Annotated in this window: 14 protein-coding genes; 6 read left to right on the forward strand and 8 right to left on the reverse strand. The window is 63.6% G+C overall.

Features of this window, described 5'->3' with window-relative positions; translation table 11 throughout:
• Window positions 1–17: 17 nt before the first annotated feature.
• A complete protein-coding gene (gene pyc, locus AAFN84_RS22545) occupies window positions 18–3,482 on the forward strand; it encodes a pyruvate carboxylase (RefSeq protein ID WP_347516967.1) in 3,465 nt (1,154 codons plus the stop codon).
• Between the two features lie 9 nt (window positions 3,483–3,491).
• Here the strand turns inward: pyc and AAFN84_RS22550 are convergent, their stop codons facing one another.
• Window positions 3,492–4,238, reverse strand: a complete 747-nt coding sequence (locus tag AAFN84_RS22550; protein ID WP_347516968.1) for an SH3 domain-containing protein — start codon at window positions 4,236–4,238, stop codon at window positions 3,492–3,494.
• A 231-nt stretch (window positions 4,239–4,469) separates the two neighbouring features.
• On the opposite strand from AAFN84_RS22550, the gene AAFN84_RS22555 reads away from it, so the two are divergent.
• Window positions 4,470–5,657, forward strand: a complete 1,188-nt coding sequence (locus AAFN84_RS22555; protein ID WP_347516969.1) for an MFS transporter — start codon at window positions 4,470–4,472, stop codon at window positions 5,655–5,657.
• A gap of 26 nt (window positions 5,658–5,683) precedes the next feature.
• Here AAFN84_RS22555 and AAFN84_RS22560 read toward each other — a convergent pair whose 3' ends face one another.
• The 3 genes from AAFN84_RS22560 to AAFN84_RS22570 form a co-directional block, all read right to left on the reverse strand.
• Window positions 5,684–5,842, reverse strand: a complete 159-nt coding sequence (locus AAFN84_RS22560; protein WP_347516970.1) for a DUF3309 family protein — start codon at window positions 5,840–5,842, stop codon at window positions 5,684–5,686.
• A 106-nt stretch (window positions 5,843–5,948) separates the two neighbouring features.
• Window positions 5,949–9,122: an efflux RND transporter permease subunit gene (locus AAFN84_RS22565; protein ID WP_347516971.1), complete on the reverse strand. Its 3,174-nt coding sequence runs from the start codon at window positions 9,120–9,122 to the stop codon at window positions 5,949–5,951.
• A gap of 21 nt (window positions 9,123–9,143) precedes the next feature.
• The gene (locus tag AAFN84_RS22570) at window positions 9,144–10,280 is read right to left on the reverse strand and encodes an efflux RND transporter periplasmic adaptor subunit (RefSeq protein ID WP_347516972.1); all 1,137 of its coding nucleotides are present in this window, start codon (window positions 10,278–10,280) and stop codon (window positions 9,144–9,146) included.
• Between the two features lie 251 nt (window positions 10,281–10,531).
• Here AAFN84_RS22570 and AAFN84_RS22575 point away from each other — a divergent pair, with 251 nt between their 5' ends.
• Window positions 10,532–11,146, forward strand: coding sequence for a helix-turn-helix domain-containing protein (locus tag AAFN84_RS22575; protein ID WP_347516973.1), 615 nt, complete (start codon window positions 10,532–10,534; stop codon window positions 11,144–11,146).
• On the opposite strand, the gene AAFN84_RS22580 is transcribed toward AAFN84_RS22575, so the two are convergent.
• Window positions 11,073–12,260: a patatin-like phospholipase family protein gene (locus AAFN84_RS22580; protein WP_347516974.1), complete on the reverse strand. Its 1,188-nt coding sequence runs from the start codon at window positions 12,258–12,260 to the stop codon at window positions 11,073–11,075. The two genes, AAFN84_RS22575 and AAFN84_RS22580, sit on opposite strands and share 74 nt — an antisense overlap.
• The gene (locus tag AAFN84_RS22585) at window positions 12,257–13,039 is read right to left on the reverse strand and encodes a 3-hydroxybutyrate dehydrogenase (RefSeq protein ID WP_347516975.1); all 783 of its coding nucleotides are present in this window, start codon (window positions 13,037–13,039) and stop codon (window positions 12,257–12,259) included. The genes AAFN84_RS22580 and AAFN84_RS22585 overlap by 4 nt, the downstream gene beginning before the upstream one ends.
• Window positions 13,040–13,227: 188 nt before the next feature.
• On the opposite strand from AAFN84_RS22585, the gene ispG reads away from it, so the two are divergent.
• Window positions 13,228–14,481 (forward strand): flavodoxin-dependent (E)-4-hydroxy-3-methylbut-2-enyl-diphosphate synthase, encoded by a 1,254-nt coding sequence (ispG, locus tag AAFN84_RS22590; RefSeq protein ID WP_347516976.1) that lies wholly within the window; start codon window positions 13,228–13,230, stop codon window positions 14,479–14,481.
• Between the two features lie 24 nt (window positions 14,482–14,505).
• Here the strand turns inward: ispG and AAFN84_RS22595 are convergent, their stop codons facing one another.
• Window positions 14,506–17,049, reverse strand: coding sequence for a response regulator (locus tag AAFN84_RS22595; protein WP_347516977.1), 2,544 nt, complete (start codon window positions 17,047–17,049; stop codon window positions 14,506–14,508).
• A 105-nt stretch (window positions 17,050–17,154) separates the two neighbouring features.
• Window positions 17,155–18,072: a polyprenyl synthetase family protein gene (locus AAFN84_RS22600; RefSeq protein ID WP_347516978.1), complete on the reverse strand. Its 918-nt coding sequence runs from the start codon at window positions 18,070–18,072 to the stop codon at window positions 17,155–17,157.
• A gap of 177 nt (window positions 18,073–18,249) precedes the next feature.
• On the opposite strand from AAFN84_RS22600, the gene mtgA reads away from it, so the two are divergent.
• The gene (gene mtgA, locus AAFN84_RS22605; RefSeq protein ID WP_347516979.1) at window positions 18,250–18,918 is read left to right on the forward strand and encodes a monofunctional biosynthetic peptidoglycan transglycosylase; all 669 of its coding nucleotides are present in this window, start codon (window positions 18,250–18,252) and stop codon (window positions 18,916–18,918) included.
• A gap of 149 nt (window positions 18,919–19,067) precedes the next feature.
• Entirely contained in the window at window positions 19,068–19,250 is a 183-nt protein-coding gene (gene rpmF, locus AAFN84_RS22610) for a 50S ribosomal protein L32 (protein ID WP_347516980.1), read from the forward strand.
• Window positions 19,251–19,296 lie beyond the last annotated feature (46 nt).

Consider the following 19,296-nt stretch of genomic DNA (forward strand, 5'->3'; position numbering starts at 1 on the left):
CAACGGAGTCCACGTCCTTGAAGATCAAGAAGCTCCTCGTCGCCAACCGTTCCGAAATCGCCATCCGGGTCTTCCGTGCGGCCAACGAACTGGGGATCGAGACCGTCGCGATCTGGGCCGAAGAGGACAAATATTCGCTGCATCGCTTCAAGGCCGATGAAAGCTACCAGGTTGGCCGTGGCCAACATCTGAGCAAGGATATGGGGCCGATCGAAAGCTATCTTTCGATCGAAGAGGTGATCCGGGTCGCGAAGCTCTCCGGCGCCGATGCCATTCATCCCGGCTACGGCCTGTTGTCCGAAAGTCCCGAATTCGCCGAGGCCTGCGCGCAGGCCGGCATCACCTTCATCGGCCCGCGGCCGGACACCATGCGCCGGCTCGGCAACAAGGTTGCCGCTCGCAATCTCGCGGTCGAGGTGGGCGTTCCCGTCGTCCCTGCGACCGAGCCGCTGCCCGACGACATCGAAACCGTCAGGAAGATGGCTGCCGAGGTGGGCTACCCCGTGATGCTCAAGGCATCCTGGGGCGGCGGTGGACGCGGCATGCGCGCGATCCGCGAAGAAGCCGACCTCGCGCGCGAAGTCACTGAGGCGAAGCGCGAGGCGAAGGCGGCCTTCGGCAAGGACGAAGTCTATCTCGAAAAGCTCGTGGAGCGGGCGCGCCATGTCGAGGTACAGGTCCTTGGCGATACCCACGGCAACGCCGTCCACCTGTTCGAGCGTGACTGCTCGATCCAGCGGCGCAACCAGAAGGTCGTGGAACGTGCTCCCGCGCCCTATCTCGACGCGGCACAGCGCGAAGAACTATGCGGGCACGCGTTGAAGATCGCGCACGCGACCGACTATGTCGGCGCCGGTACCGTCGAATTCCTGATGGATGCAGACACCGGCAAATTCTACTTCATCGAGGTCAATCCGCGCATCCAGGTCGAGCACACCGTCACCGAGGAAGTGACCGGGATCGACATCGTCAAGGCGCAGATCCACATACTCGAAGGTGCGGAAATCGGCACCGCGGCTTCCGGCGTGCCGGCGCAGGCCGACATCAAGCTCCACGGCCACGCGCTTCAATGCCGCATCACCACCGAGGACCCGGAGCAGAATTTCATCCCCGACTACGGCCGCATCACCGCCTATCGCGGCGCGACCGGCTTCGGCATTCGCCTCGACGGCGGCACCGCCTATTCCGGCGCGGTGATCACGCGTTTCTATGATCCGTTGCTCGAGAAGGTGACGGCGTGGGCGCCATCGCCCGAAGAAGCGATCGCGCGCATGGACCGCGCATTGCGCGAGTTCCGCATTCGCGGCGTCGCGACCAACCTGACGTTTCTGGAAGCCATCATCGGCCACCAGAAATTCCGCGACAACACCTACACCACGAAATTCATCGATACGACGCCGGAACTTTTCAGCCAGGTGAAGCGGCAGGATCGCGCCACCAAGCTGCTGAACTATCTTGCCGACGTCACCGTCAACGGACATCCCGAAACACGTGGGCGGCCGGCCCCCAAGGATGATGCCGCCGCGCCGCGCGTTCCCTATGTCGATTCGCCGGTTCCCGACGGCACCAAGCAGAAGCTCGATGCGCTGGGCCCGGAGAAGTTCGCGCAATGGATGCGGGCCGAAAAGCGCGTGCTGGTCACCGACACGACGATGCGCGACGGCCACCAGTCGCTGCTCGCCACCCGCATGCGCACCTTCGATATCGCTGGCGTCGCCGGCGTCTATGCGCGCGCCCTGCCGGAACTGCTCTCGCTCGAATGCTGGGGCGGCGCCACTTTCGACGTGGCCATGCGATTCCTGACCGAGGATCCGTGGGAGCGCCTCGCCAGGGTGCGCGAGGGCGCGCCGAACCTGCTGCTGCAGATGCTGCTGCGCGGCGCGAACGGCGTCGGCTACACCAACTACCCCGACAATGTCGTGCGCTACTTCGTGCGCCAGGCGGCGGAAGGGGGGATCGACCTCTTCCGCGTGTTCGACTGCCTGAACTGGGTGGAAAACATGCGGGTGGCGATGGACGCCGTCATCGAGCAGGGCAAGCTGTGCGAGGCGGCGATCTGTTACACCGGCGACATCCTCGACCCCGACCGCTCGAAATATGACCTGAAATACTATGTGGCGCTGGCCACGGAACTCGAGGCAGCCGGCGCGCATATCATCGCGCTGAAGGACATGGGCGGGCTGCTGAAGCCGGCGGCGGCACGCGTGCTGTTCAAGGCGCTGCGCGAAACCACCGACCTGCCGATCCACTTCCACACGCACGACACGTCCGGGATCGCGGCCGCGACCGTTCTGGCCGCCGTTGAGGCGGGCGTGGATGCGGTGGATGCGGCAATGGACTCGCTGTCGGGCAACACGTCGCAGCCATGCCTCGGATCGATCGTCGAAGCGCTGCGAGGAGACGAGCGCGACACCGGACTAAATCCCTCTTGGATCCGGCGAATCTCGTTTTACTGGGAGGCGGTGCGCAACCAGTACGCCGCGTTCGAGAGCGATCTCAAGGGGCCGGCCTCGGAGGTCTATCTGCACGAGATGCCGGGCGGGCAGTTTACCAACCTCAAGGAGCAGGCCCGCAGCCTCGGGCTGGAGACGCGCTGGCACGAGGTGGCGCAGGCTTATCACGACGTGAACCTGATGTTCGGGGACATCGTCAAGGTCACGCCGTCGTCGAAGGTCGTCGGCGACATGGCGCTGATGATGGTGAGCCAGGACCTGAGCGTCGCGGACGTCGAGAACCCCGCCAAAGACATCGCGTTCCCCGATTCCGTCGTGTCGATGCTGCGCGGCGATCTTGGCCAGTCGCCGGGCGGCTGGCCGCAAGCCCTGCAGAAGAAGGCGTTGAAAGGCGAGAAGCCGATCACGGTGCGACCAGGCTCGCTACTGGCGCCCGCCGATCTCGACAAGGATCGCGTCGGGATCGAGGAAAAGCTCGAGCGCACGCTTTCTGACGCCGAGTTCGCGTCGTGGCTGATGTATCCGAAGGTGTTCACCGACTTTGCGGCGGCACAGACGGACTACGGCCCTGTCAGCGTGCTGCCGACGCCTTCCTATTTCTACGGGATGGAGCCCGAGGAAGAAGTCTTCGTCGAGATCGAGCGCGGCAAGACGCTCGTCATCCGCTGCCTTGCGATCGGCGACACGGACGACAAGGGCATGGTCACCGTTTTCTTCGAGCTCAATGGCCAGCCGCGCCGCGTCAAGGTGCCGGACAGGGCGCATGGCGCGGGTGCGGGCAAGGTGCGTCGCAAGGCGGAGGCGGGCAACGCTGCCCATGTCGGCGCACCGATGCCCGGCGTGGTGTCGGCGGTCACGGTCGCTGTTGGCCAGGCGGTCAGTGCGGGCGACGTCCTACTTTCCATCGAAGCGATGAAAATGGAGACGGCCTTGCACGCCGAACAGGACGGCAAGGTGGCCGAGGTGCTTGTCAGCGCCGGCGACCAGATCGACGCCAAGGACCTGCTGGTCGTTTACGCTGCGGAATGACGCCCGCTGCTAGCGATAGCTTATGAAGGTCTTGTAGATGTAGCCCGAGCGGCCTTCATAGGTGACAGCGCACCAGTCACAATCGTCCTGTGCTTCGATTTCGGCAAGCGCGGGCACGACTTCAAGCACCTCGGCGTCGTCCTTCGCCTGCGCCCGCATGTTGACGTAGTTGGTGGTGATCGCGGCACGCGTCTGTTGGGCGGGGATCGCGGCTGTTTGTTCGCTCGACGGAGGGCCGACGTCTTCCTCGACCTCCTCGCGCTGGATCGCCTCGAGCGCGGCAATCTCTTCCTCGCTCTCCGCAATCTCCACGTCTGGTACGAAAGCGTTGGCGTCGCGGGCGGCCGACAGGATCGAGGCCGTGCGCTCCGGATCGGGTTCGTCTGAAGGTGCCTCTACGGGTTCGAGATCGGCCTGTGGCTGCTGCTCCTCCGAGACCCGTGATGGCTGAGGCTCTGGCTCAGGCCGCGATCGCGCCGATGCGACGGCTTCCTCGGGTGCGTCCGCCGTTGCGGTCTCGGCAGGCGTGGTCTGCGCCCGCTCCTGTTGCTGGGCGGCATCGATCTGTGCGGATTGGCCAGGGTCGCCGGAAAGCAGCGTGCCCAACAGCGCGATCACCGCAACCCCACCGACCAGCATGAATGCGATCGGGGCGGCGGAATCCGGCAGGCTTTCGTGGATGCGGCGCCAGCGGGCACGGAATCCGCGCTCGGTACCAAGCGGCGAGAGGAAAGGTTGGTCCTTGTTCTGTTTCATGCTGGAAGACTTCTTCACGGTCGGTTCTCCAAACCGGGCAGGTCGCCCGTCCGTCCCTAACCTTGTTCTGCCCGACGGCGCGGGCTCCATCTTCCATGGAATCGGAATGTGGCTGGTGTTGGTCGGGATTGGGGCAATCCGCACCCAGCGCAAACAAACGTCGGACGCGAGGGCTTGACTGCGGCTTAAACCGATTTAGCCTGCGCGCCTTCTGAACGGATTCTCCAAGCGATGACTGCTGTGACCAAATTCGAGGCGGCCCGGCGCGGGCGCTGGGCCATGACGGCGATGTTTCTCGTCAACGGCTTCATCATCGGAAGCTGGGCCCCCCATATTCCGCTGCTGGTGAGCCGCCTTTCGATAAGCGAGTCGACACTGGGCGTGCTGATCCTGCTTTTCGGTCTTGGCGCGCTCGCTGCCATGCCCACATGCGGATTCCTGATGGCGCGCCACGGCTCGCGAAAGGTGCTGCGAAGCTTTGCATTGCTTTCATGCCTCGGGCTCGGCGCAGCGGTGCTGGCCCCGTCCGTCTGGCTGGCGGGCCCTGCGCTGTTCTTCATGGGCGGGGTGGTCGGCGGCACCGACGTCGCCATGAACACCAATGCAGTTGCTGTGGAACAACGCCTGCGCCGCGCCATCATGTCGGCTTCGCATGGCTTCTGGAGCCTTGGCGGCTTCTTCGGGGGCGCGCTGGGTGGCCTGACGATCCAGAACTTCGGCTATCTCGCCCATGCCGGCTTCGTCACCCTGGTCGCGTTCGGGCTCGTCGCGGGTGCAATACCGTTCCTGCTCGACGATGATCATCAGCCGAAGGCGCAAGCACACGACGCCCGGCGCACGACCATGCCGCGAAATCCGATGATCTATCTCGTCGGCCTCGTCGCCCTGTTTGCCATGATCCCCGAAGGCGCGGTGCTCGACTGGGCAGCGCTTTACCTTCAACAGGAGCGCGGCGCCGACATCGCGACCGCAGGCTTTGCCTTCGCGGCCTTTTCGGGAACCATGGCGGCATTGAGGTTTCTGGGTGACCGCGTGCGCAATCGGCTTGGGGCAGTGACCACCGTGCGGGTCTCCAGCCTGATCGCCGCAACGGGAATGATGGTAGCTGGCCTGTCCTCGCAGCCCTGGCTGGCCATCGCCGCTTTCGCTTTTGCGGGCCTCGGCATCGCAAACCTCGTGCCGATCGCGTTCTCCGCTGCCGGCAATCAGCCCGGCATGGCGACCGGTACGGGCATGAGCATCGTGACCACGATGGGGTATTCGGGAATTCTCGTCGCGCCGTCGGCTATCGGCTTCATCGGCGAGCGGACCGGTTTTGGACCGATCTTTGTCGTGCTCGCCGGTATTCTGATCGTGGTGTGCCTGATGGCGCCGCTGGCGCGCGCTGCGGATTTCGTCGCGCGCCAGCCGGCCGAATGATCAGGCAAGACCGGTTTGGTCGCTGATTATATCCTGCCCATCAACAGCAAGATGAGCACGATGACGACAACGACGCCAAGAATACCCGACGGGCCATAGCCCCAGCCACGGGAGTGAGGCCAGGCGGGTATGGCGCCAAGCAGAATCAATATCAGGATAATGAGAAGAATTGTGCCGAGTGACATGACGGATCCCTCCAAGGAAATGGCTTGAAACGACAAGTCAATGCGGTGCTGTCATGAAAGGTTCCCGGCAGCGGCGGGCGATGCGCCGCCGCCGGGAATGGGCTGTCTATTCCGCTGCCTTCGGGTACTCGATGCCGGTTTCCACCGATGCCGGCGTTTCAGCCGCGGCTTCGGATGTTTGCGATGAGCCACCCCGGCGGAACAGCCGCGAAAGCAGGCTGCGATGGCCGGCCGGTCGCTTGTCGCGGGTGAACACCATCAGGGCTGATGGCGTGACGACGAGCGTCAACACGGTCGCGAAGGCGAGGCCATAGACGATCGCGCTCGACAGGGAAATCCACCATTGGGTCGACGGCGCATTGATCGTCGTCTCGTGATGGAAGAGTTCCAGGCCGAGGCCGAAGGCGATGGGCAGCACGCCCATGATCGCCGATACCGCCGTCAGCACGACAGGCCGCGCGCGTTCCCGGCAGGTCTGGAGCACCGCGTCCACCTTCGACCAGCCTTCTTCGCGCAGCCGGTCATAGGTGTCTATCAGCACGATGTTGTTGTTCACCACCACGCCCGCCAGCGCGATCACGCCGATGCCGGACATGACGATGCCGAAGGTCTGGCCGGTCAGCAACAGGCCGAGGAACACACCGATCGTCGACATTACGACGGTCATCAGCACGAGGAACACGCTGGTGAACTTGTTGAATTGTGCCAGCAGCACCAGGAAGATGAGGAAGATCGCCGCTCCGAACGCGTTCATGAGAAACGCGCTGGCCTCGTCGCTTTCCTGGCTTGAGCCCGCCAGCTTCCACTGCGTCTCGCCCAGATCCATGCCTTCCATCATCTGGGTGACCTGCTGCTGGACCTCGGCGACCTGGAAGCCGGACGCGACGTTTGCCTGGACCACCACGGTGCGCGCGCCGTCGATGCGGTTGAGCGTACCGGTGCGCGGCTCCGGCTCCCTCACGACGAAGTTGGAGATCGGTACCGCGCCTTGCGCCGTTTCGACACGCAACTGGTCGAGGGTCGACAGCGTGCGGCGATCCTCGGGCAGCCGGAGACGAATGTCGACTGCATCATCGGCGCCAGCGGGCCGGTAGTCCGTGAGCTTGAGACCGGTGGTCACGAGCTGCACGACGGTGCCGACGGCATTGGGGCTGATGCCGTACTGCGCGGCCTTGGTGCGATCGATCGACAGCGCCCAGTCAACGCCCGGAGGCGGCAGCCCGTCGGAGATGTCGATGACACCCGGGACATCGGCAAGACGTGCCGCAACGTCCGTCACGCGCTCGTTGAGGTTGGTTGGGTCGGACGCGGAGAGCCTGATCTGAACCGGCTTGCCGGTGGGCGGCCCCGCATCGGGAACGCGAACCTCGACGTCAACGCCGGGAATGCCGGCCATCGCCACGCGCAAATCGTCGAGGATGGCGTTGGCGGACTTGCGTTCGCGCCAATCGACGAATTCGTACTGGATAACGCCGACGACGTCCTCGGCGATCTCCTGGCCGCCGCCCTGTGTCTTGCCGACGCGGGTGTAGACGGACTCGATGCCGGGCCAGCCGAGCAGGCGGTTCTCAGCCTCGCGCGTGGCGGCATCCATCTCGGCAAGCGAGAGGTTGCCGCGTGCGTGGACATAGAGCAGGCCGTAATCGGGCTCGACGCTGGGGAAGAATTCGACACCGGCGCCGAACTGCGAGTAGGAATAGAACACGCCACCGAGCAGGCCAACGGTTAGCAGCAGCACCGCTATGGGGAAGCGCACCGCCTGCTTGACGATCGCCATGTACCAGCCATCGCGATGCTCTTCTTCGGGCTCGTGATGCGCCTTGGCGAACTTGGCGCCCAGCACGGGTGTGAAGACAAGCGCGTAGAGCATCGACGCGGCGAGCGTCACGATCAAAGTGATCGGCAGGTATTTCATGAAGTCGCCGACGATGCCCGGCCAGAACAGCAAGGGCGAGAAGGCGGCGATGCGCGTCATGGTGGCGGCGATGACCGGCCCGGCCATGCGCTTTGCTGCCAACTCGAAGGCCTCTTCGCGCGGCATGCCTTCAGACATGCGCCGCTCAGCGAACTCGGTCACGATGATGGCGTCGTCGACGAGCATGCCGACCGCCAGGATGAGGCTGAACAGCACGATCATGTTGATCGTGTAGCCCATCATCGTCAGCGCCAGTATGCCCATCAGGAACGAGGACGGAATCGCCAGACCGATCAGCATCGAGGACCGGCCGGACAGCGCGTAAAGGATGATGATGAAGACCAGAATGACGGCGATGAGGACGTGGTTCTGCAGGTCGTTGAGGAGCTGGTTGACGAAAACCGACTTGTCCTGCGTGTAGGTGACGTTCATGCCCTCGGGCAACTGCGTCGCGAATTGGTCTGCGAGCGCCTTCGCACCGACGATGGTATCGACGATATTGGCGCCGGTGCGCTTCTTCACCTCGATCGCGATTGCCGGTTCACCATTGATGCGGGTGACCGTCTCGGCGTCCTTGTAGGTCGAGCGGATCGTTGCCAGGTCCTGGGCACGAACGACGGCATTCGGGCCGGCGACGATGGGCAGGTTGGCGACGTCCTCGACCGTCTCGATCAACGACGGCACTTTTACCGAATACTTGCCCTCGCTGCCTTCGATTGCGCCGGCGGCGACAAGGCTGTTGGACGCGCCGACACCCTGGATCATCTGGTCGAGCTGCAAGCCGTAGGATGACAGCTTCATCGGGTCGATGACGACTTCGACAAGGTCTTCACGCGCACCCTGCAGCGTCGCCTCGAGCACGCCTGGAATTTCTTCCATGCCGTCGCGCAGTTCGCGTGCGGCCTTCGTCAGCACCGGTTCGGGAACATGGCCCGACAGTGTCACGACGAGGACAGGGAATTCCGAGATATTGACTTCGCTGACGGTCGGCTCCTCGGCGCCCTGCGGGATGTCCGCCCGGGCGTCGTCGACCTTGTTGCGCGTGTCGTCGAGCGCTGTCTTGAGGTCCGTCGACGGATCGAACTCCAGCAGCACGTAGCCGCCGCCCTGATAGGCGGCGGAGCGCATCTCCTTGAGGCCCTTGATCGTCTTGAGGGTCGTTTCCATCGGCCGCAGCAGCAGGCGCTCGGAATCCTCCGGCGAAATGCCCTGATAGGCGAGGCTCACATACATGATCGGGATCGCGACGTCGGGCTCGGCTTCCTTGGGCACCGACTGGTAGGCGAGCGCGCCGGCGATCAGGAAAAACAGCAGCACCGATATGGTCAGCCGCGAATTGCGGATGGCGAGTTTGACGATGTCCATGACGTCTTGCGTCCCCGGGGGCTACTGGGTCGAGCCGGTCGCTTCGCTGACCAGCTTCTTGATTGTTTCGGGATCGGCCTCGACCGGATCGACCTTGTCCCCCTCCGAAATCAGCTCCTGGCCCGCCACGATGACACGGACGTCCTCCGGGATACCGCCGAGAACGAGACCGCCGGGCGTGTCGTCGACCAGGTCGATCGGGTAGAACTTGACGATGTCTTCGGCGTCGACGGCACGGATGCCGAGATCGCCCTCGGCACTGAGCGTGACGACCGAGCGCGGAAGGACCGTCGCGAGGACGGGCTCGGCGCGCAAGGTGATCTCCGCGGTCATGCCGGCGGGGACGCTGCGATCCTCGTTGGGAATGGCTACCTCGACGCGGAATGTACGTGTGGCGGAGGTGGCGTCGCGGCTGATGTGGCGGATCTCGCCCTCCAGTTCGCGGCCATTGACGAGGCGTATCTGGGCCGGATCGCCCGGCTTGACGTAGCCCAAGTCACGTTCCGAGACTTCGCCACGTGCAAGCACCGGGTCTAGATTGAGCACCGTGGCGACCGGTGCGCCAGCCTGCACGGAGCTGCCCAGTTCGACGTCGACCTTGTCGACCACGCCGGCAAATGGCGCGCGCACGATGTTGCGATCAAGATCGGCTTCAGCGGATTCAAGCTGCGATCGCGCCGCAGCGAGGGCTGACAGCGCATTGTCGAGCTGCAGCTTCGGAATGCTGCCGCGCTCGGCGAGACGACGCGACGCGTTGGCTTCCGCCTCGCGCTGGGCGAGAAGCTGGCGCGCGGTCTCGACCGCCGCTTCCTTGCCTTCCGCGTCGAGCTTGACGATGAGCTCGCCGGCCTCGACCCGATCGCCGAGGCTGATCGGCAATTCGCGCACGATGCCGGCTGCGCGCGTGGCAAGCACGGCGCGCTTGTCGGCATCCGTATAGCCGGAGATGCGGATGGCGCGGGCATGCTCGATGCGTGGTGCATCGACCACTCCCACCGTTCGCAGCAGCGCTGCCTCCTTTGCGGGTTCCTTTTCGGCAGGCGTCTGCGCCTCGTCAGCAGCGCTGCCGACCGAGGAGAACTCTCCGGTCGCCACCCATGCCGCAGTGACGATGAAAACGGCGATTGCCGCTACCTTGTGGAACTTTAGCTTGGCCATTTACTTTATCCGCGGGCGGGCTGTCCCGGTCAGTTATCCCAAGGGAAGCCGTCGATATGGGAGCGGTCTTGCCGCCATTCAATCCGTTCTTTCGTCTTCTTGGCGAAAGGCGGGAACTTCTACGCCTTTTTTGCACTGCAATATAGTCGAAATTATTGAAGCGATCATCAATGCTGCCAACACGGTGGCTGCATGTTTACCTATGGCGCGAACATGTTGACAAATTCTGTATTTTTGTCAAGAGTGGATCCATGGAATCAGTTGCCGGGACACTAACTGCCGCCGCTGGGAGCGCAGACGCCAAGCGCACGCGCATCCTCGACGGCGCGCTGAAGGTCTTTCTCGCCTACGGTTTTGGCCGCACTACGATGGACGACATCGCCCGGGCCGCCGAACTGTCGCGTCCGGCGCTCTACCTCGTCTTCCGCAACAAGACCGACATCTATCGCGAGCTTGGGCGCGGCCTTCTGGCGGAGGTTCTTCGCCGGGCCGAGATGGCGCTTGCGGGGCCAGGAACACTGCTCGAACGCCTCGACCACATGACGTGCTTCGCCTTTTTCGATCTCTTCCAGCATATCGAGGAGTCGCCGCACGGTTCGGAACTTTTCGACATCAAGACCAGCCTTGCCGGCGATTTGATGGCGGATTGGAGGCTGCGGATGGTCGAACTGCTGGAGCGAGCCATCGCCGACGAAGCCAGCACAGCCAATGTCGACCTTGCCGCCTGCGAACTTACCCCGAAGGCGCTGGCCGAAGTGTTCCTCGACTCGCTCGAAGGAATGAAATCGCGGCTCAGCGGGCCTCGGTGTCATCTCGAGGCTTCACAGACGAGTGCGCGGGTTCTTGCCGCCGCGCTTCGCCGGTAGGGTGATGGCTCGCTGAAGGGGGCCGTTTGCGGGTCGCGAGGAAACTGCGAACGCGGGCGCCCGGCGTCTTCTTGCGGATCGCCATGCCGGGCGTGAGTTCCCCTGAAATGTCCATCGTCGCCCGTTCGCCGACTGCATCGTAGTTTTCGGCCAGCCAGTCTTCCGCGGCCGAGCGCCCGAGGTCGCGCAGATATTCGAGGAAGGCCCATTCGGCGTTGACCTTGGAGGATGCGGACAGGTCCTTGAAGGCTTCGTCGGCATCGATGCGATGCATCCGGATATTGCGATAGTGCTCCCGGTCGAGCCGGCCGTTGTCGATCAGTTCGTTGACGAAGGCGATGGCACGGAATTCGCGAAGCAGGCCCGAATTGAAGGTGATCTCGTCGATGCGGTTCTGGATTTCGCGGGCCGAACGAGGTGCGCCTTCACGCACCACCGGATTGATCTGCACGAGCAGCACGTCGTCGGTGGGGGTGGCGTAGAAGAACGGGTAGAGCGCCGGGTTGCCGCCGTAGCCGCCATCCCAATAGGGCGTTCCCTCGATCTCAACGGCCTGGAAGATCTGCGGCAGGCACGCCGATGCCATCACCACGTCGAGGGTCATTTCGGCGGTCTCGAAGACACGCAACTGGCCGGTCTCGACATTGGTCGCCGAGACGAAGAGCTTCGGCCCCTTGGATCGGCGCACCCGCTCGAAGTCGATCTCGTCTCGAACGACGTCGCGCAGCGGATTGTGGTTGAAGGGGTTGGCGCTGTAGGGCGAAAAGACGCGGGAGAACGCTTCGTACCAGAGATAGCCGGGCGAATTCTCCACCGTCCAGTTGCCCCACAACACATCCCACGGCATGCGCCTCACAGGGCTGAAACGGCCTGTCCGGCCGACCGCCTTCCAGAAATCATGCAGCTTCTGGCGGGCGCCATCCGCGCCGCCGCTCGCCCAGCCGTCGGCGAACGCGACGGCGTTCATGGCTCCGGCACTCGTGCCCGAGATGGCCGCCAGCTCGATGCGCCCGTCTTCCAGTAGCTTGTCGAGCACACCCCAACTGAACGCGCCGTGCGAACCGCCGCCTTGCAGCGCCAGATTGACAGACTTGATGACGTCCTTTTCGCTCACTGGGCAGTCCAGCCACCGTCGATCGACAGCGTCGTGCCGGTGATCTGCGCGGCGGCGTCGGAGCACAGGAACGCAACAGACGCGCCGATCTGCTCGACGGTCGCAAATTCCTTGGAGGGTTGTTTCTCGAGGATGACGTCGCGGATGGTGGTCTCACGGTCAAGCCCGGCTTCCCGGGCGCGATCCGCGATCTGCGTTTCTACCAGAGGCGTCAGCACGAAGCCGGGGCAAACCGCGTTGCAGGTGACACCCTTGCCCGCGAGTTCCAGTGCGACGGTCTTCGTCAGTCCGACCACGCCATGCTTTGCCGCCACATAGGCGGATTTGTTCGGCGACGCACGCAGCCCGTGCGCGGAAGCGATGTTGACGATACGGCCCCAGCCAGCCTCGCGCATATGCGGGATCGCGGCGGCGCTGGTGTGGAAGGCGGACGACAGGTTGATCGCGATGATGGCGTCCCATTTTTCGACAGGAAATTCATCGACCGGCGCGACATGTTGGATGCCGGCATTGTTGACCAGAATATCCAGCGTATCGAAGCGCGCGATCCCCTGCTGGACAAGCGCGCGGCACTCGTCGGGTTTGCTCATGTCTCCCTTGATGTACACCGCCTCGACCCCGTGCCGGCTGGCGAGGTCTGCCGCGACGGCATGATCCTGGGTCTTGTCGGAGAAGGAGTTGACGACGATGTTGCATCCCTGTTCGGCCAGCGCGTTGGCGATGGCGAGGCCGATGCCCGATGTTGAACCGGTGATGATGGCCGTCCTTCCCGTCAGCATGGCATTTCCTTCCTGCGATGTTGTGTTCTATGTGTCGGACCATACATATTGCACCGCAACATAGTTGCAAGCATGATGGGGTTTTCACGGTACGCGTCTTGCCGGTGCCAGAATTGCCGGATTGTGCTAGGAGCCCACAAGGCCTAGATAGCAGTGACGATCAGGCAGACAGAACGAGTCCGATCCCGATGCAGCATTTCCTCGACCGCCCCCTCGCACGACGCAGGACCGTAGGTGTTCGCGTCGGCGACGTCATGGTCGGTGGCGATACACCGGTGGTCGTGCAGTCGATGACCAATACCGACACCGCCGATATCGACGCGACGGTGGCCCAGGTCGCAGCGCTGCACCGCGCCGGCTCGGAAATCGTGCGCATCACCGTCGATCGCGACGAGAGCGCCGCCGCAGTGCCGAAGATTCGCGACCGGCTCGCCCGGCTCGGCGTCGAGGTTCCGATCGTCGGAGATTTTCACTATATCGGCCACAAGCTGCTCGCCGATCATCCGGCCTGTGCCGAGGCGTTGGCGAAGTACCGCATCAATCCCGGCAATGTCGGCTTCAAGGACAAGAAGGACAAGCAGTTCGCCGCGATCGTCGAGACGGCAATCCGCCATGACAAGCCGGTGCGCATCGGCGTCAACTGGGGATCTCTCGACCAGGAGCTGCTCACCCGTCTGATGGATGACAACCAGAAGGCCGGCTCGCCTCTCACGGCGGTCGACGTGATGCGTGAGGCCATCGTCCAGTCGGCGCTGATCTCGGCGGAACTCGCCGAGGAGATTGGCCTGCCGCGCGAAAAGATCATTCTTTCGGCAAAGGTGAGCCAGGTCCAGGACCTGATTGCCGTCTATATCGAACTCGCCAAGCGCTCCAACCACGCGCTGCACCTCGGTCTTACCGAGGCCGGCATGGGCACCAAGGGTGTGGTCGCTTCCTCTGCGGCCATGGCGATCCTGCTGCAACAGGGCATCGGCGACACGATCCGGATCTCGTTGACCCCGGAGCCGGGCGGCGACCGAACGCGTGAGGTGCAGGTCGCACAGGAACTGCTTCAGACCATGGGCTTCCGCCAGTTCGTGCCGATCGTGGCTGCTTGCCCCGGATGCGGGCGCACCACGTCGACGGTGTTCCAGGAACTCGCGGCCAGCATCCAGGACGATTTGCGCCGCAACATGCCCGTGTGGCGGGAACGCTATCCCGGCGTCGAAGAGCTCAAGGTCGCGGTGATGGGTTGCATCGTAAACGGTCCGGGCGAGTCGAAACATGCCGATATCGGCATTTCGCTGCCGGGCACGGGCGAGACGCCGACCGCGCCGGTATTCATCGACGGACAGAAGGCGGCCACGCTGCGCGGCTCCAACATCGCCCAGGACTTCCAGCAGATGGTCGCCGACTATATCGAGCAGCGTTTCGGCCAGGGCCAGCGCAAGGCGGCCGAGTAGCAGCCCCCGATACAACGCCGGGCGCTAGGCGCTCAACGCGACCTTGTCTTCAGTCATCCACGCATTGATCTTTGCGGCGAGCTTGTTCGGCGATACCGGCTTCGACAGGTAATCGTCCATCCCAGACTCGATGCATTTTTCGCGGTCGCCCTTGAGCGCATGGGCGGTGACGCCGATGATCGGTGTGCGCTGCCCGGTTCCTTCTTCCGCGTGGCGGATCGCGGCCGTCGCCTCAAAGCCGTTCATGTCCGGCATCGACACGTCCATGAGGATGAGGCGCGGCTTGAACTGGCGCTGCAGTTCCACGGCGATACGCCCGTTGGAGGCGATCCGGTAATTCAGGTTGAGCGAGTCGAGAATCTGGCTGAAGACGAGCTGGTTCACCTCGTTGTCTTCCGCCACGAGAATGTCGAGCTGCCGGACAGCGCTCTTGCGCACGACCTGCTGGGGGGCTTGCGGGGCAAGGTTCGATACCGGCTTCGGCGCCGGGCGCGGAACAGGTGTCGCCCGTGCATGCCGCGGCGCCGACCGTGCTGTCTGCATGAGTGTCACCAGCGTCTCCAGCAGGGCCGACGAGCGGGCGGGCTTGTTCAGGTGGGCGGCAATGCCCGACTCCATCGTCAGCTTGCCGGTGATGGCCTGGTCGACGGAGGTCAACAGCAGCACAGGGATGTTCCATGTCGCGGGATTGGCCGCGATGCGGCGCGCAACTTCGAGCCCGTTGATGCCCGGCATCTGGTAGTCGAGGATGATGCAGTCGACCTTGGCGCCGAGTTCGACGGCACGATCAAGGAAAGCGAGGCCGATCTCTCCATTCTCGGTGGCGGCGCAGTCGAAGTGCCAGCTCCGCAATTGCTCAAGCAGGATGTCGCGGTTGACGCGGTTGTCGTCGATGACAAGCACCCGAGCTCCGGTAACGTCGACCGGAACCGGCTTGGCCGGCCTGAAATCCTCGTGCACGGGCAGGGGCACGGTGAACCAGAACGTCGATCCGCGACCGGGTGTGCTCGACATGCCCATCTCGCCGCCCATCAGGTCCACCAGGCGTGAGGCGATCGCGAGACCCAGACCGGTGCCCTCGTGGCGGCGCGTCGACGACGCATCGACCTGGCTGAACTTTTCGAACACCTTGGCCTGCATGTCCTCGGGAATGCCGATGCCCGTATCTTCGACCCGGACAGTCAACTGCGCCACGGCGTCCTCGACATGACCGCTGACGTCGACAAGGACATGCCCCTTTTCCGTGAACTTGACGCCGTTGCCGACGAGATTGGTGACGATCTGGCGAATCCGTCCGACATCTCCGACGACGCATGCAGGCAATTCGGGGTCGACACGCACGATCAGTTCAAGGTCCTTTTCCGCCACTCGGGTGGAGACCAGCGTCGCCACGTCCTCGATCGCTTCGGCGAGGCGAAAAGGTGCCGGGTCGAGGCTGAGCTGCCCGGCGTCGATCTTCGAGAAATCCAGGATGTCGTTGATAATCGTCAGCAATGCATTGCCCGACTTGAGGATGACATCGGCGAAGGTCTTCTGCCGGCCGTCCAGCGTGGTGCGCATCAGAAGCTCCGCCATGCCGAGAACGCCATTCATCGGCGTGCGGATTTCATGGCTCATATTCGCCAGGAACTCGGATTTGGCACGGTCCGCGGATTCCGCCTTGATGCGGGCCGCCTCGATCGATTCATTGGCTTCCTGCAGGTCGTCATGCGCCTTGGCAATATTGCGCATCATCGGCACGAACACCCACATGGTCGTCGTGATGCCGACGAGGAAAATCGTCGCGGCAACCACGAGCATGACGCCTTGTAGCCGGTCATAGCCTTCCAGCATGTCGGCGCGAAGTTCGGCATCGGTCGCCTCGATGTTCGGCCGCACGCGATCCTTGGCAAGGGTTTGAAGCTGGGCGAAGACGCGTTGCGCGGCCGGCAGTGAATAGTCGGAGAATATGTCGAGGCGATCGGCGAGCGTGATCACCTCGAGCACGTCGCGCTTGAGTGGCGTGTTGCCGTTCTCACCTTCCCAGATGCGCATCAGCGACGCGGGCACCGTGACACCCCTGATGTCGTCGAGAACGGCCTGGAGAGCATCGGTCGACCGCTCGGCCGCGATTTCCGAACCATCGGTTATGCGTTCGCTCTCGCCCATCTGAATGTCGCCGTCGGCCGCGAAACCGAATGCGTGGTAGGCCCGCTCCAGCCGGTTGATCGCGTCGCGAAGGTCGCCGCGCACCGCCTCCGTCACGGCATCGGTGTCGATGCTCTGCGCGGCCGCTGACCTTGACGGCGCCGTCGCAAGGCCGAGTTCAATATCGCGCGTTCTGGCTTGCTGCCGTTCTTCGGCAAGTTCACCCTTGAGCCGGGTCTGGTCGAGCATGAGCGCGTGGTAAATGACGTCGCTTGTGGCCTCGCCCATCACGCCGATGACGGCTCCCACCTTGACGTTGGTACGGGCGTCGCCTGCCAGCCAATAGATGATCGTGGCGCCGATCATCACGGCAAGCAGAAAGCCCGTCATGATGAACATCAGGCGGCCGCGCATGTAAGCGCGTGTTACTGCAAACGACATCGGTCCATGCCACTCGTTACAAAAGACATGCCGTTCAAAATCGAGCAATGGGATTAAAGTGCTGTTAATCGAAGGGAATTGTCTCTTCGCAGCACAGAAGAATCGTCAGAACGTCCGGGAAGCCACAAAGATCGCGGCCTGGCGAAGGCGATCCGCGCGCGCTTCGAACGGGGCAAGAAGTTCGGTCGCCTGCCTCACCAGGCCCGTGAGCTGGGTGCGCGCCCAGTCGACGCCGTGCATGTCGACGAGTGTTGCCTTGCCGGCCTCCTTGTCCTTGCCGGCGGCCTTGCCGAGCACGGTGGCGTTGGAAGTCGCGTCGAGAAGGTCGTCGGCGAGCTGGAAGGCAAGGCCTATGGCGGAGCCGAATTCCGCCAGAATATCGCGTTCGGTTCTGCTGGCGCTTCCGATCATGGCGCCCGCCTCGCAGGCAAACCGGATCAACGCGCCCGTCTTCATCGCCTGCAGGGTGACGATCCCTGCCTCATCGGGCCGTGCGCGGGCGGCGGCGAGGTCGAGCGCCTGTCCTCCCGCCATGCCACCGATGCCCGACGCCCGCGCCAGCCGCAACACCAGTTCCGCGCGGGTCTGCGCCGCAAGTTCGGTCGCCTCGTCGGCGATGATGTCGAAGGCATAGGTAAGCAGGCTGTCGCCGGCGAGGATCGCGGTCGCCTCGTTAAAGGCGCGGTGAACGGTCGGCTGGCCACGGCGCAGGTCGTCATCGTCCATTGCCGGCAGATCGTCATGGATCAGCGAATAGCAATGGACACATTCCAGCGCGGCGGCGACGCGCAAGGCCGCCTCGCCATCCGCGTCGAACAGGGCAGCGCTTTCCATCAGAAGAAAGGGTCGAAGGCGCTTGCCGCCATTGAGCACGCCATGGCGGATCGCTGCCAGGAGTTCTGGAGGCCGGTTGATCTCGCCGTCAGACAGGGCCGAACCAAGCAGCCGGTCGAGCATGGTTTCGACAGCCAGGGCCCGCTGTGCCAGCGCGGTCTCGAAGTCGAGTTCAGGGTTCGCTTTCATCGGCGCGAGCGATGCCGCCAAAACTAGCCACGGTCAAGTGGCGCGAAGCGTTGCGCTCCGGTGGAGGCGACTGTATTCGAAGATGATGAAGTGCGAGACGGATCATTGCCGCCAGACCATATCGAGATCGAGCCGGAAGTGAGGCCGCGGACGAAGCGGACGCGCAGGCGCGGCCGGATGCTGACATGGCTGCGTCGCCTCGTCGTGGTCGTCGTCGTGCTTGGCTTCCTGCCCGCCCTGCTTTCGATTGCCTATCTGCCTTCGGCCGTTCACCCGCTGTCGACACTGATGATGAAGGATCTCGCCACCCTTTCGGGGTACGACCGCCGCTGGGTCGGGCTCGACGACGTCAGCCCGCGCCTGGTTCATTCAGTGATGATGTCGGAGGACGGCCAGTTCTGCTCGCATCACGGTATCGATCTGGGTGAGATGCGCGCGATCATGGAGGATTTCCTCGACGGCGAGGCGACGCGCGGAGGCTCGACGATCACCATGCAGACCGTCAAGAACCTGTTCCTGTGGCATGGCCGTTCGTACATCCGCAAGGCGATCGAACTGCCGTACGCCGTTTACCTCGATTTCGTCATGCCGAAGCGGCGGATCATGGAAATCTATCTGAACATCGCCGAGTGGGGGCCTGGCATCTACGGCGTGGAAGCCGCCGCACAGCACCATTTCGGCCAGTCGAGCGGCGACCTTACCTCAAGGCAGGCGGCGCTTCTCGCAGTGACCCTGCCCAATCCCCTCGAGCGCACGCCGGGCAATCCCGGTCCCGGGCTCAATCGGCTGGCGGCGACCATCGAAAGACGTGCGGCACAGGCCGGTGGCTACAACCATTGCCTTTAATAGGCAGGCTCGAAAAATTTGCGTCCCGGTGCTGGTCAAAACCCGCCTGTGCGTGTATAGGCAGCCAACTTTCTTGGATTTCGGCCGCCATGCATGGCCCTTCATCGAGGGCGGCAGCGGCCGTTTGACCGAACACCGGAGCAGGACAAATGGCTGTACCTAAACGAAAGACCTCGCCGTCGAAGCGCGGCATGCGCCGCTCGGCCGATGCGCTGAAGGTCCCGACCTATGTCGAGGACAAGAATTCCGGCGAGCTGCGCCGCCCGCATCACATCGACCTGAAGACCGGCATGTATCGTGGCCGTCAGGTGCTGGAGCCCAAGGAAGGCTGAGCTTTCCTTTCATGCGCCATCGCAAGCTCGAAGACCGGCTCCCGCG

It is taken from the genome of Mesorhizobium sp. CAU 1741, from assembly GCF_039839275.1.
In the GTDB taxonomy this organism is placed as follows: Bacteria; Pseudomonadota; Alphaproteobacteria; order Rhizobiales; family Rhizobiaceae; genus Aerobium.